Below are 13,458 nucleotides of genomic sequence, written 5' to 3'. Positions count from 1 at the left end.
TGATTTATATAAAATTAAGTCAGTCTTCATTACCCGTCTTTAATTTTTGAATCTAAGAGCCAAGATAAAAAGTCTGCTTGACTTTTATCTAACTAGGGTTTACAATGTAGGAGTTATGTTTCATGTGCCAGTAGCTCAGCTGGATAGAGCAACGGTCTTCTAAACCGTAGGTCGTAGGTTCGAATCCTACCTGGCATATTTAAAACCTCAGTGGTGAAAAAGACCTAAAAAGAGGCTGTGACATAAGTCCACCAAAAAACCGGCTGAATCGTTGTAATATCAACGATTCAGCCGGTTTTTATGTTATAATTAAGTTAATCAATAAAAAAACAGAGGACCTCACCCCTCTGTTTCCATTTCAATCCTAGAAAGGACCAAAAAATGCATACTCATTATAACCTAAATCAACTTTATTTGGAAGTCTCTTATCAATACCGCCCTCAAGAAGATCACATCAGCTACTATATTCATCAATTTGTGGACTCTCTAGAGATTCATTATCCCTATCTCTTTGGTCGTCCTCGTAAATATGACTTCTCGATGTTACTCAAGTTATTATTATATGCTTATTCTCGCGGTGTCTTCACCAGTCGCTCGATGGAACAATTGGCTCGCGAAAATCTGCCCGCTATCTGGTTGTGTCAAAATGAAGTACCTTCTTACCGTACAATTTGTCGATTTAGACAGTCCGATGAATTAGCTGACATTCTTAAACAAAGTTATGATGAATTTGTGCGGTATTTAAGACAACAACGACTTATCGATGATCATCTCTTTATTGATGGGACAAAAATCTTAGCGGATGCCAATAAGTACAGCTTTGTCTGGAAAAAGAACACGATCCGCTTTGAAGCAATGAATCGACAAAAGATGACCGAACTCGTCAATGAAATGCGTCAGTATTATCAAATGGGGTTGATTCCAGAAGAGACCCCACTAACGCTTGAAGGGCTTGAAGAAACCATTACCCAGCTTGAAGTTCGCTTAGAAGACTTAGAGGAAACCATCGAAGAGTCTCCTCGGTTGTCACCGAATCCTCACAAAAAGGAGCGGCGAAAAGTCAAGAGTCAATTGAGGCGCATGAAACATTGTCATTCCAAGCATCAACACTATCAAACGCAACGAGCCATCTTAGGTGAACGTCATTCGTATTCAAAAACGGACCCCGATGCGACCTTTATGCGAATGAAAGAAGATCCCATGAAGAATGGTCAGTTGAAACCGGGCTATAATTTACAGATTGCCACCTCTCATCAGTTTGTTTTAGCTTATGAACTTTTTTCAAACCCGACAGATACGCGGACATTAAGGCCTTTCTTTGAGAGTCATCAATCACTGTTTCGCTCCTTTTCAGTGGTGAGTATGGATGCAGGATATGGCTCTGAAAGTAACTATACTTATCTTGAAGAAAGCTTTCCCGAAATCACCGCATTAATTCCTTATGGCACGTATCTTAAAGAACAGAGTCGAAAATGGCGAAGTGACGACTCAAAAGTCATGAATTGGGACTATGATGAAAAAGAAGACTGTTACGTCGATCCTCAAGGGGTACGATTTAATTTCGTCGCTTATCGCACCCGAACGGATAAGTATGGTTTTGAAAGAAATTTTAAAGAGTATCAAGCAGAACGGATCGATGAGAATCAACAAGAAATTGAAGCAGCCCTTACTCAGAAAGGATATGTCCGAAAAATTACGGTTAATCCTTCGTATGACTACTTCAAAGCCAAGCAAAGGGGGCTCTTAAAAGATCCGAAATATCGTCCAATTTATAGCCAGCGGAAGATCGATGTTGAACCAACATTTGGTCATCTGAAGGCTTGTTTGGGATTCACTCGATTTCATGTTCGAGGGAAACAGGCCGTGAATAATGAGATGGGATTAGCTCTAATGGCAGCTAACCTAAGAAAATTGCGATTAAGAAAGACAGAAAAAGAAAGAACCCAGAAATTTTACTCCTATTGGATAAAATTTCTGGGTATTTTTGAGACTTGTGTCACAGCCTCTTTTTAGATATACGATAAACTTTTCCAGACTAATCATCCAGATATCATAATTTAACAAACCTAAAAGTACATATATTAAACTCTCTATTTTTAAGCTATAAAAACTGGCAGGCTCATTGAAATTTCAACGAACCTGCCGGTTTTATTAATCCTATACTTATCGCATATTATTTACTAGCGCGTCCTTTATATGAACCATCCGCTGTTCCAATTTCTAATTTTTCTCCTGCTTCAATAAAATCTGGTACGTTAACAACCAGTCCTGTTTCCATTGTAGCTGGTTTTCCAGATCCAGTTACCGTTGCACCCTTAATCGAAGGCTGTGTCTCTTCTACGGTCAATACAACGGTTGATGGTAATTCAACTCCAATAACTTCACTACCGAAGAATTGAATTTTACAATTCATATTATTCAATAAATAAAGCAACTCGTTGGTAATCGAATCAACTGGAATCTCATATTGTTCATAGGTTTCTAAGTCCATAAAAACTGCGGTTGCATCCATTTGATAGAGATATTGTACTTCCTTTGTTTCAAGGTAAGCTTGCTCAAATTTTTCATCAGGTCTAAAAGTTGTATCGTAAGTAGACCCAGTACGCACATTACGTAACTTCATCCGCATAACCGTATTACCCTTACCAGGTTTGTGGTGGCTTGCTTCAAGGACACGGATTAAATCGTCATTTTGCAAGAAAGTCATTCCTGCTCTTAAATCAGTTGCCGAAATCATCTTATCTACTCCTTCTTTTTTGGCATTACCCAATTAGTATAGCATATTTTTTTTATTTTGACTTATTTTTAATGAAGTTGGTCTAATACCTTTTCAAAATGCACCGCATAGTCAATCGGGTCTTCATCTTCCAAGGTTGCTTGAATGGCTGCTGCAACAAAGTCAACTGCCTTCTTTAAAGCTTGGTCCGGTCGTTTGGAAAGTAACAAGTCACCCACGAATACCGAAGCAAAAACATCTCCAGTGCCTGCGAAATGTTGACGATAAAAGGTCGACTTCTCTAGAAAAAATTGCCCATCCTCAAGCAGAAGACCAGCACCAATCTTATTCTTTTTATGATAGCCCGTAAGCAAGCTATTCTTGGTTCCCAATCCCTGAAGTTCTTTTAATAATACTTGAGTCTCATGTCGATTATATTCTAAATCCATATAAGACTTGCCTAATAAAAAACAGGCTTCCGAATAATTCGGCAACAAATAATCTGACCGCCTGACCAATCGCTTCAAAGCATTCACATAAGAAAAGTCCAAGCCACTATAAAACTGTCCATGATCTGCAAAAGCAGGATCCAAAATAACCTTGGCTCCTGGCTTAAGTAAAGAATCGATCGCTTGCTCAACAATAGCAACATGTTCCACCATTCCCAAATAACCAATATACAAGGCATCAAATCGAATGGCCAATTGCTGCCAATGGGCCATTGTTTTTTTCATATGCTCTCTTAAATCAGTCATGACATAACCTGGAAATTGAGACCCCGTATGGGTAGACAAGATAGCAGTCGGTAGTAAAGTTGCGGTTAATTTAAACTGGCTTAGTATAGGAAGAGCTACCGTTGACGAACATTTGCCAAAACACGAAATATCTTGAATAACGAGAATATTTTTCATAGCTTCATTAAATTAATACTAACCCGTCGACTTGTTTCCAAGGATGGTCGGCATCAATATGATCATAGAACATGATCCCATTTAGATGATCAATTTCATGTTGAGCTACTATTGCTGGATAATCTCTTAATTTGACAGATTTGGCTTGACCATCAAGATCTTGATAATCGATGGTACATGTCTTAGGGCGGGGAACAAATCCAGGGACCTCCCTATCCACTGACAAACAACCTTCCCCAGTTTTTAAAGCTGCTTGCACGATGGAATGACGCCTAATTTTTGGATTGATAAAGATTTCACTGAACTCTTCTCCAATCACTTCCCCTTCATCATTATATCGATACAATAACATAGCAAAAATCTGTTTTGATATATTAATTTGAGGTGCAGCTATCCCTACTCCAGCTCTTAATCCATACTTTTCGGCTAACTCTTCATCTTGACTATTTCTTAGGAACTCCATCATAGCTAGGGCTGTTTCCTTTAATTTGGAATCCATTGGAAATTCAACCCGTTCCGCTTTCATTCTCAATGTTGGGTGTCCCTCTAAAATAATATCTTTCATGGTTAACATAGATCATCCTCCTTAATTTTGTTGTGAATTTAAATGACGTCGATAGCCTCTTACTTGATAAACTTGCTTCTCATCATCAAAGTCGATCGCTTCTACCAATGTATTTTGTTGGTAAAGTGCCAATAAATCAGCTTCTCCTGGAAAAACTTGAACCGAATATGACTCAGCGTGTTGAATGCATTGATCCCAAATTGCTTCCTTCAAACGTTCAATATCGTCAGGATTTTTAGCAGAGAGCGTTATATGAGGGCTCAAAATCGGTTGAAAACTAGATTTAGCTTGATCTGACTTATTGTATACCGTTAGCATCGGTAAATGATCCAAATCCAACTGTTTCATCAAGTTCATAACAGATTCTTCATGCATGTGCCGGGCCGGACTCGAAGCATCCACCACATGAAGTAACAGATCCATATAACGAATTTCCTCCAAAGTTGATTTAAAGGCTTCAATCAATTCTGTCGGTAGAGCCTCAATAAAACCCACTGTATCCGTTATAGTAAATACAGGATATCCTTTGATCGTTAATTTACGTGTTAAAGGATCCAAGGTCGCAAAAAGCTGATCCTGTATATATGTCTCCTGGTGAGTTAACGCTTGTAACAGTGTTGACTTACCTGCATTGGTATACCCAATTAAACCAATATTAAAATCACGTCCTGATTGACGACGTGACCGGGTCCGCTCCCGGTGCTGAGTCACCTCTTTGAGGGATTCTTTAATTTGATTAATGCGCGCGCGAATATGACGCCGATCCGACTCCAACTTACTTTCGCCGGGACCACGAGTCCCAATACCTCCTGCTAGTCGAGATAAGTGCTTATTGGACCCGGTCATCCTAGGTAGTAGATACTCATATTGAGCTAAGGAAACCTGTAACTTCCCTTCACGACTTTTTGCTCGCATAGCAAAAATTGCTAAAATCAGTTGAATCCGATCGATCACCCTCACCGACAATGCTTCTTCTAGATTACGATTCATACTCGGACTAAGCGCATTGAAGAAAATCACTAGATCAATCTCTTCCAGTTCAAGGCAAGCCTTAATCTCTTCCAATTTACCAGTACCAACCGCTGTACGATGATCCAGGTGATCCAATTTTTGCCGAATCACTTGAACAACCTGTCCCTTAGCAGTCTGGGTGAGAGATTGCATTTCTTGCATCAACTCATCAAACTTTTCAGCAGTGTAATCACCTGTTTCTACCCCCACGATTAAAACCCGTTCAGGTCCAGTTTCTATTTCAATCATTCGCTCACCCTAACCTTCCTCAATAAATTGAGCAACTTGTCGAATCGCATTGTCAATGTAATCTGGCTGACTCACATCCAACCAATGCACATTCTTCATTCGGTTCCGATACCAAGTCAACTGTCTTTTAGCATAGCGCCTAGAATTTTGTTGAATTTGTTCAATGACCGTTTGCAAGGACTCCTTTCCTTCAAAGTAAGGGCGCCACTCCTTGTAGCCAATCCCCTTCATAGCAGGTAAGTTCGGGTCCATATTTCTTTGATAAAGGGATCGCACCTCATCCTCCAGGCCCTGATCAATCATCTGTAGGACTCGTTGGTTGATACGATCATAAAGTTGTTGGCGGGGTCGATTCAATACAAAGAGGTATTCTCGGAAGCGCGATTGCTTTTCTTGATGGCTCATTTGATCAGAAAAACGCTGACCCGTTGTTTCAATTACTTCTAATGCACGTAAAATTCGTCTCGGATTCTGCAAGCTAATCTTATCAGCTGCGAATGGATCCAACTGGTTCAAGCGTTGCCACAAAGCTTCGATCCCGCTTTCCTCTAACTCTGCTTTTAATTTTTGTTGAACAAGGGAATCGGTAGAGTTTTTACCACCAAACTCTAAATCATACAACAATCCTTCTAAATAAAGCCCTGTTCCTCCAACAAGGATGGGCAAATGTCCTGATCGATGAATTTTTCGGATAGCCTCCTGGCCAGCTTCCTTAAAACGAGCAGCATCGTAGGTCTGATCAGGGTCTTGAATATCAATCAAATAATGGGGTACGCCTTGCATTTCATGAGGAAGAATCTTTCCGGTTCCAATATCTAAGTTTCGATAGACTTGCATCGAGTCGGCTGAAACCACCTCACCATTAAAAGTCTTTGCTAATTCGATTGATAGATCTGTTTTCCCCACCCCGGTTGGACCGGCTAAAACCACTAAATTAATCGCTCGATCGATCATGATCCCTCCTATTCATTTTGATATGATTGAAGCATTTCCTGAGCCAGATCAAGAGCAGCAGGAGTCTCTTTATTTCCAGCAATCATATGACTAATCACTTCTACCCGTTGATCCAACGACAAAGGCTCTACTTGGGTAATGGTACGTTCTGAAGCAACCAACTTTCTTATCATCAATTGCTGATCACCAGCTGCTGTAACCTGAGCCAAATGACTAATACATAGCACTTGTTTATAACGCGCAATTTCTTTCATTTTATGAGCAATCGCTGCGGCCACTCGACCCGATACACCAGTATCAATTTCGTCAAATACCAAGCTCTCAACTTCTTGTCCCCTAGCGAATATTGCCTTTAAAGCCAACATCAACCGAGAAAGCTCTCCCCCACTTGCAACTTTAATCAAGGGCTTACTTTCTTCGCCTACATTTGTTACAACATAAAATTCCACCTGGTCCATACCTGTATTATTTAAAAGCTGATAAGAAGACGGATACCCTGCTTTAGCCAAGGTTTCATCACTGTCAAGCAGTTTAAACTTCACTTCAAAACGAGCTTGCGGCATATATAGCTCTTTTAATTCTTGCTCAATCGCTGCTTCAAGTAAATGACTAATCTGATGACGCTGGTTCGAAAGTTCTTGGGCCAATTTTAAAGCTTCTTTATAAGCAGCTTCAAACTCAGCCTGAATCCGCACGAGATAAGCCTCACGATGTTTAATCTGATATATTTCTTCAGCAATTTGATCACGATAAGTAATCAGTTCATCGATCGATAATGCGTATTTCTTCTGAACCTGCTCCAATTGACTTAATCGTTCTTGCAGGCGATCAATTTCTTGACTATCATAATCCGGGAAGTCTCCTTTTAAAGCAATCGTTCTTGCCATCTCTTGTAGATCCAATTGGGTGGAGCGCAATTGATCACTCAATCCTTTGAATTCTGGTGTATATTTTTCTAATGATTTTAATGATTGATAGACTTGTTCTAATAGTTGATCCACAGCTCCTTCTTGGTCCGTCATCAATAAATTGATACCACCGACCAATTGACTTATTTCTTGAGCTGCAGCTAGACGGCGAGTTTGCTGGAACAAGTATTCATATTCCCCACCGTGTAAATCTAGCTCCTCAATTTCTTGCAACTGAAATTCTAAAAATTGTAACCGTTGCTGCTGTTGACTTTCATCTTGGTGACTTTCCAATAAGCTTTTTCGATGAACATGGTAACGCTCGAAAGCTGCTTGATATTCTAACAATAAATCAGACTGCGTATCCTTAGCATAGCGATCAAGCAACTTTAAATGACTATTAGAATCGAGTAAAGCTTGATGTTCATTTTGCCCATGGATATCTACTAAATACTGACCTAATTGCTTCAAAGTTGATACATTAACCAGCTGTCGATTAATTCGAACAATATTCTTACCCGTGCTTTGTAATTCCCGTTCAATCAGAAGCAGATCTTCCTCGTTTGTAATCTCGATAGGAATCGTCTTCAAGAACTCTCTTAAAGCCTGCTGATCATCGAGCGAAAACAAGCCCCGTAAGCGCAAGCGGTCAGCTCCTTTTCGAATAAAATCAACCGACCCTCTACCCCCACATAATAAAGCTAAGGCGTCGATAATAATTGATTTACCGGCCCCTGTTTCTCCAGATAAAACCGTCATCCCCGATGAAAAATCAATCGATACCCAATCAATAATCGCAAAATTCTCAATACTCAGTGATTCTAACATGGCACCCTCCTTAGATTGATTCAAATTGTTGATGACTTTGATCGACTATTTTCTCAAGATCAAAAGCTAAGCCACTATCATTATTCATCTGTTTGGCATTCGTTAAATATACTAAATATTCAATATTCCCTTCGCCACCAGTAATCGGAGAATAGGTCAGCCCTTCTATTTGATAACCAATCTCACAAATAAAGCCCAAGACTTCCTCTAACACTTGAAGATGAACTTTTGGATCTTTAATCACACCTTTTTTACCGAGACGTTCGGGCCCGGCCTCAAACTGAGGTTTGATAAGGGCCACCACTGGTCCATGATCCACAAGGATAGACTGTAAAGGAGGAAGTATGAGCGATAGAGAAATAAAGGAAACATCGGTTGTCGCAAAATTCGGCTGCCCCTTGGTAAAATCTTCCAACTTAGAATAACGAAAATTCTGTCTTTCCATTACCTCTACTTGAGGATGAGTCCGTAGACGATAATCCAATTGATTATAACCCACATCTAGAGCATAAACACGTTTAGCCCCCTCTTGAAGAGCCACATCCGTAAATCCCCCAGTTGACGCCCCAATATCTAACGCAATTCGATCCGATAAATCCAAGTTAAAGGCATCGATGGCTTTCTTTAATTTTAACCCCCCGCGACTCACATAGGGCAAGGGTTTGCCCTTGGAATGAAATTCCAAATCAAGACCAACTTTTTCTCCTGATTTATCATAACGTTGATTATTTTGGTCATAAATTTGCCCAGCCATAATGAGTCGTTTGGCTTCTTCACGTGATTTTGCAATACCCCGTTGAACTATTAATTTATCTAAGCGTTCTTTTTTCATAGTCTTCTCCTTACAGCTTAATTCGAAGTTGATCAATCCAGACGGATATTTGATCCAAAGATCTTGGATCCTGACTGGACTGCTTGAGTTGATTCAGACTAGCTTGAGCGCTATCTAAAACTTGGTATAATTCATCAACGGCTGCTTCTAATCCTAAAATAGCAGGATAAGTCGCTTTATGATGCTCTATATCTGACTGAAAACGTGCTTGATCTTCTTGTCCAATCTGCAATCTATTTTTTAAATCATTATGAATTTGAAAGGCCAAACCGAAAAACTGAGCAAAGACTTCTAAATTTTCTCGAACTTTAGAATCAGCATTAGCAATCATCCCAGCAGCCCGGCCCGCAAATAAAAATAGAGCCCCTGTTTTGCGAGAATGAATATCTTGCAATTGGTTCAAAGTTAAGGCCCGATTTTCCCCTTCAATATCAAGTGCTTGCCCTTCGACCATTCCAAAAGCACCACTAGCCCTGCTTAAATCAGCAATCAAATCTAATCTGACAGTTGCTGGCAGTTTGGGATCATCAGCAATTAGCCCAAAGGCTTCCGTCAACAAAGCATCTCCAGAAAGAATCGCTAATGCTTCACCAAATTTAACATGAGAGCTCGCTCTTCCTCTTCGGACCGCATCGTCATCCATAGCCGGTAAATCGTCATGGATCAAAGAATAAGTATGTATAAACTCTAGTGCCATAGCCGTTCGAAGTCCTCGATCTAAGCTTACGCTATCTAACGCCTTGAGGATAGATAATAACAATAAGGGGCGAATCCTCTTGCCGCCCGATTCTAATGCATACCTCATGGCGTCACTTAAGCTACTCTCAGTTTCATAGTTCTTCATTAAAGAAGACAGGGCATGCTCAAAATACTCCTTTAAAGATCCATCCACGTTCATTAAGCCTGATCCCCATCCAATTCTTTTAGACCGGATTGAGTCATCATTAAAGTAACAGTTTCTTCTGCTTGAGTTAGTTCTGCTTGACAAAATTGACTAAGCTCAACCCCTCGCTTAAATGCCGTCAAAGCTTCCTGTAAAGGAAGTGAGCCCTTTTCCAGTTGTTGCACAATTTGTTCCAATTCTTGAATCCCGGTTTCAAATGTTAAATTATCATCTTTTTCCACTTGGGTCATAACTATTCCTCCTCAATTTTCGAATCGACCGATTCAACTCGACTATATACCACACCATGTCGCATTCGAATTTTTAACGGATCTTCCATCTTAAGTAGACGAGCATCATTAATTATTTGATCATCGCGACTTACAATTGCGTAACCTCGATCCATTATCTTCAATGGGCTATACGCATCCAATAGCCCCATTAAGTTTTGAAGCAATTTTTCTTTGTCGCCCTGGACTGAATTAATCGCTTTATTCAATTGCCATTTGTAACTGCTAAGTTGTTCTTTGGCTAATTCGATACGGTGACTTGGCTGCATTTGAATGAGTCGTGCAGTCATGCCTGCTTGTAAATAATGTTTTTCTTTAAAATAAGCGTTAGCTTGTGACGCCAGTTTAGCTTTTAGATAGTCTAAAGTCTGATCGTAAGCCTGATAAATCCGTTGGGGTTGCGACAATGTATAGGAAGACGATAAACGCTGTAAATAATCCCGCTTAGCTTTCAAAGTCTGACTAAAAGCATATAGAAGGCGCTGCCTTGCCTGATCAACCTTAGTATATAAATCCGTTAAAACTGGGACTGCTAATTCAGCAGCTGCAGTGGGTGTAGCTGCTCTCAGGTCCGCTACTAAGTCTGCAATCGTTGTATCCGTTTCATGCCCAATGGATGAGATAACCGGTAATGAACAGTCTAAAATTCGATGAGCAAGCTCCTCATCATTGAAACACCATAAATCCTCAATCGATCCTCCACCTCTAGCTAGAATCACAACATCTATTTCATTTTGATGGGCCTTCACTTGATCAAAAGCTTCCATCAGATCCTTAATAGCTTCTTGCCCTTGTACCCGAGCTGGGAAGACAATAATTTGAGCAAGTGGAAAGCGCCGTTTAACTGTCGTCATTATATCTCGAATCACTGCTCCACTCGGACTTGTAATTACCGCAATTTTTTTGGGAAAAGCGGGTATTGCTTTTTTAGGCCGATCAAAATAACCCGCTTTACGCATTTTTTCCTTTAATTGTTCCAAAGCTAAATATAAAGAGCCGATTCCATCTGGCTCAATAGCATCTACATAGAGTTGATAACGTCCTGCACCAGGATATACACCAACACGTGCGCTGACGATCACTCGCATGCCCTCTTCAAGTTGAAATTTTATTTGGGCAAATTTCTGTTTAAAAACAATCGCATTAATCACATATTTATCTTCTTTTAAAGCAAAATATTGATGACTATTCGCGCGATAGCGGTAATTAGATACTTCCCCCACAACCCTTATTTTTTGTAAATGCGGATCCCTTTCAAACTTTTGATTAATATATTGGGAAAGTGCACTGACAGTCAGTACATTCTCATTTGCCATTGAGTCACCCCCTTAATCCACTTCTAGCATATATTTTAGCATAAGTTAACAACTTAAACTATTTTTGATCGCGTATTTAGTGGTCTAAACTTCTTTCTATACGTAAAAAAGCTGCAGCTAGAAGCTGCAGCTTTTTTACGGGAAGCTCTCAATAGTTAGCGTTTATTCACTGACTTCGTTGTTCGTATTTCCAGCTTCTTCAGGCGTTTGGTTAGCCGTTGGCTGGTCCAAGGAGTTTTCAACCGCTGATTCTTCACTCATTTGTCCTTCATTACTTCCAGCTTGACTCTCATCACCAGCTGCACTTTCAGCTTCTTGACTGCTCTCTTCTTGGAAGCTTTCATCAGACTCTGTTGCATTAGCTAGCTTAAAGTCGGCAGGAACAATCACTTTTGGCGCATAATTATTATCAACTTGGACATTATATAAAGCGCCTAAATCAAATTGACTTAATGGAACATACTCTCCACTAGTAACATCCATAATAGATAGTTCCCCATTTGATACATCATATTGGAAGTGAGCCAAGACGGTGTTTTTATCAGGTGTACTATCTGCAACATCAAAACTAATTATATTATCAACTTGTTGGAAGTTTTGGTAAGCATAGGCTTCAGGTGCATAACCTGTTTTAATCGCTGTTTCTTGAATTATTTCAGCTAAGGCTGGGTTATCCTTACGAATTGAATCAATTGCTTGCAGTTTATTCATCCACTCATCCTTTACATCAGCTTCAAAAATAGCTGCCGTATATTGATACATCAACTCACGCAATTGGTCGAGCGCCGCTTTTGTTTCTACTGAAAGATTTGAATCCATCGCTTCTAAAATAAAGGTATGTGAATAAAGATCGTCGATGCGTTTACCTTCTGCGACATATTCAAAGAATTTATCATACATAGCTGGCAAAATGGCATGATATTTTTGTGTATCTGAAAAATCAGGTTTACCAATACTCTTGATATCTTCTACGGACATGGTTGCTTTCGCATTAGCTAATACTGAAGCCCAGTCCGGATCATTAATAGATTGATCAATTTGATTTTCAGTCTCTTTATTCGCAGCTGCTTGCGTTTTCGCAAAATCATTAGCAAATTGAACTAAGATCTTAAAGGCATCATCACTGACCTGAAGATTCATTGATTCTAACACCGCTTTAACAATAGCTTGCCCATCGACAGTTTCACCCGCTTGAACTTTTTTAGCAACGGCTTTTTTAATTTCAGCCATGATTTTGTTAACCTGATCATCAGTTAATCCACTATTTTGCTTGATCTTATCTACAATAGTTATCTCAGCTTGAGCAACCTTCACATCATTTTGGTTTACTTTAACTCCTTGTTTTTCTAAGAGAGCGTATAGACCAGTCAAGGCTCCTTCACCTGTTACCGAAATCGTTGAAGCAACCCGCACTAGGGCATCCTTGGCTCCAGCGGTAATCGCCGCATTTTGATAGGTGGTGTTCGAAACCAAGGTAATATTTTGAGGAGTTACTATTTGAACTTGAACCCCTGAACCTGGAGCTTGGGGCTCCACATAAACCGAAGAATAGACATCGACAGAACTATCAGCTCCAATTTGAAGGTATTTATTAATCATATTACCATCAACTGTGATCGTATTATTAGCTGCAACCTGACTGGCACCTAATAATTGAATCGTTTCTTGCATTTGTTGTTGGTTAAGACTGGCACCCAAAGCCATTAAGGATTGACCTTGTTCTTGTCCCACAGCATGCAAGACTTGATTTGAATTTAAAACGAGTGGCATCACATTTGGCGATACGGTTAAAGCAGCCAAAGCCGCAAATAAAATTTTTGATTTTTTCATTCTTTATCACTCCTATTTATCCGTTGAACGAGTTCCTACCCTTAAGATAAAACTCCTCCAACTACTTCTATTATATATCAATCCGATAAACACCCTCAAGCAAATGACCAGATTTTCAAATCATTTAGCTAAAAAGCCCCAGAAAAGAAATAGTTTCTTCAAACT

12 protein-coding genes and 1 tRNA gene are annotated in these 13,458 nt (G+C 39.8%); 2 read left to right on the top strand and 11 right to left on the bottom strand.

Annotation, left to right across the window (positions count from 1 at the left end):
* Positions 1–124 precede the first annotated feature (124 nt).
* Both HMPREF9706_RS08660 and HMPREF9706_RS08655 read left to right on the top strand, forming a co-directional pair.
* A tRNA-Arg gene (locus tag HMPREF9706_RS08660) sits at positions 125–198 on the top strand.
* Between the two features lie 183 nt (positions 199–381).
* The gene (locus HMPREF9706_RS08655; protein WP_006908998.1) at positions 382–2,013 is read left to right on the top strand and encodes an IS1182 family transposase; all 1,632 of its coding nucleotides are present in this window, start codon (positions 382–384) and stop codon (positions 2,011–2,013) included.
* A 160-nt stretch (positions 2,014–2,173) separates the two neighbouring features.
* Here the strand turns inward: HMPREF9706_RS08655 and efp are convergent, their stop codons facing one another.
* The 11 genes from efp to HMPREF9706_RS08600 form a co-directional block, all read right to left on the bottom strand.
* The gene (gene efp / locus HMPREF9706_RS08650; RefSeq protein WP_006908997.1) at positions 2,174–2,737 is read right to left on the bottom strand and encodes an elongation factor P; all 564 of its coding nucleotides are present in this window, start codon (positions 2,735–2,737) and stop codon (positions 2,174–2,176) included.
* Between the two features lie 68 nt (positions 2,738–2,805).
* Positions 2,806–3,627 carry a pyridoxamine kinase gene (locus HMPREF9706_RS08645; RefSeq protein WP_006908996.1) on the bottom strand — a complete coding sequence of 274 codons (822 nt, stop codon included), beginning with the start codon at positions 3,625–3,627 and terminating at the stop codon, positions 2,806–2,808.
* 7 nt (positions 3,628–3,634) lie between these two features.
* Complete coding sequence (def, locus tag HMPREF9706_RS08640) at positions 3,635–4,201, bottom strand: peptide deformylase (RefSeq protein WP_006908995.1); 567 nt, start codon at positions 4,199–4,201, stop codon at positions 3,635–3,637.
* A 12-nt stretch (positions 4,202–4,213) separates the two neighbouring features.
* Positions 4,214–5,452 carry a GTPase HflX gene (gene hflX, locus HMPREF9706_RS08635; protein WP_006908994.1) on the bottom strand — a complete coding sequence of 413 codons (1,239 nt, stop codon included), beginning with the start codon at positions 5,450–5,452 and terminating at the stop codon, positions 4,214–4,216.
* A 9-nt stretch (positions 5,453–5,461) separates the two neighbouring features.
* Positions 5,462–6,406 (bottom strand): tRNA (adenosine(37)-N6)-dimethylallyltransferase MiaA, encoded by a 945-nt coding sequence (gene miaA, locus HMPREF9706_RS08630; RefSeq protein WP_006908993.1) that lies wholly within the window; start codon positions 6,404–6,406, stop codon positions 5,462–5,464.
* Between the two features lie 8 nt (positions 6,407–6,414).
* Positions 6,415–8,142 (bottom strand): DNA repair protein RecN, encoded by a 1,728-nt coding sequence (recN, locus tag HMPREF9706_RS08625; protein ID WP_006908992.1) that lies wholly within the window; start codon positions 8,140–8,142, stop codon positions 6,415–6,417.
* Positions 8,143–8,152: 10 nt separating this feature from the next.
* A complete protein-coding gene (locus HMPREF9706_RS08620) occupies positions 8,153–8,974 on the bottom strand; it encodes a TlyA family RNA methyltransferase (RefSeq protein WP_006908991.1) in 822 nt (273 codons plus the stop codon).
* Positions 8,975–8,984: 10 nt separating this feature from the next.
* Positions 8,985–9,872, bottom strand: coding sequence for a polyprenyl synthetase family protein (locus tag HMPREF9706_RS08615; protein WP_006908990.1), 888 nt, complete (start codon positions 9,870–9,872; stop codon positions 8,985–8,987).
* Positions 9,872–10,108, bottom strand: coding sequence for an exodeoxyribonuclease VII small subunit (xseB, locus tag HMPREF9706_RS08610; RefSeq protein ID WP_006908989.1), 237 nt, complete (start codon positions 10,106–10,108; stop codon positions 9,872–9,874). Before xseB ends, HMPREF9706_RS08615 begins: the two co-directional genes overlap by 1 nt.
* Positions 10,109–10,110: 2 nt before the next feature.
* Positions 10,111–11,463: an exodeoxyribonuclease VII large subunit gene (xseA, locus tag HMPREF9706_RS08605; RefSeq protein WP_006908988.1), complete on the bottom strand. Its 1,353-nt coding sequence runs from the start codon at positions 11,461–11,463 to the stop codon at positions 10,111–10,113.
* A gap of 162 nt (positions 11,464–11,625) precedes the next feature.
* Complete coding sequence (locus tag HMPREF9706_RS08600) at positions 11,626–13,293, bottom strand: DUF1002 domain-containing protein (protein ID WP_006908987.1); 1,668 nt, start codon at positions 13,291–13,293, stop codon at positions 11,626–11,628.
* Positions 13,294–13,458 lie beyond the last annotated feature (165 nt).

Origin of the sequence: Facklamia hominis CCUG 36813, from assembly GCF_000301035.1 — a bacterium.
Lineage (GTDB): Bacteria > Bacillota > Bacilli > Lactobacillales > Aerococcaceae > Facklamia > Facklamia hominis.
Note: the sequence above shows the minus strand (reverse complement) of the source record. Positions and strands in the feature narration are given on the sequence as shown.

Bases quoted from the DNA above. Each gene is read 5' to 3' on its own strand.
- miaA (WP_006908993.1), bottom strand. From the start codon at position 6,406: ATGATCGATCGAGCGATTAATTTAGTGGTTTTAGCCGGTCCAACCGGG.
- def (WP_006908995.1), bottom strand. From the start codon at position 4,201: ATGTTAACCATGAAAGATATTATTTTAGAGGGACACCCAACATTGAGA.
- HMPREF9706_RS08645 (WP_006908996.1), bottom strand. From the start codon at position 3,627: ATGAAAAATATTCTCGTTATTCAAGATATTTCGTGTTTTGGCAAATGT.
- HMPREF9706_RS08655 (WP_006908998.1), top strand. From the start codon at position 382: ATGCATACTCATTATAACCTAAATCAACTTTATTTGGAAGTCTCTTAT.
- xseB (WP_006908989.1), bottom strand. From the start codon at position 10,108: ATGACCCAAGTGGAAAAAGATGATAATTTAACATTTGAAACCGGGATT.
- recN (WP_006908992.1), bottom strand. From the start codon at position 8,142: ATGTTAGAATCACTGAGTATTGAGAATTTTGCGATTATTGATTGGGTA.
- HMPREF9706_RS08615 (WP_006908990.1), bottom strand. From the start codon at position 9,872: ATGAACGTGGATGGATCTTTAAAGGAGTATTTTGAGCATGCCCTGTCT.
- xseA (WP_006908988.1), bottom strand. From the start codon at position 11,463: ATGGCAAATGAGAATGTACTGACTGTCAGTGCACTTTCCCAATATATT.
- HMPREF9706_RS08620 (WP_006908991.1), bottom strand. From the start codon at position 8,974: ATGAAAAAAGAACGCTTAGATAAATTAATAGTTCAACGGGGTATTGCA.
- efp (WP_006908997.1), bottom strand. From the start codon at position 2,737: ATGATTTCGGCAACTGATTTAAGAGCAGGAATGACTTTCTTGCAAAAT.
- HMPREF9706_RS08600 (WP_006908987.1), bottom strand. From the start codon at position 13,293: ATGAAAAAATCAAAAATTTTATTTGCGGCTTTGGCTGCTTTAACCGTA.
- hflX (WP_006908994.1), bottom strand. From the start codon at position 5,452: ATGATTGAAATAGAAACTGGACCTGAACGGGTTTTAATCGTGGGGGTA.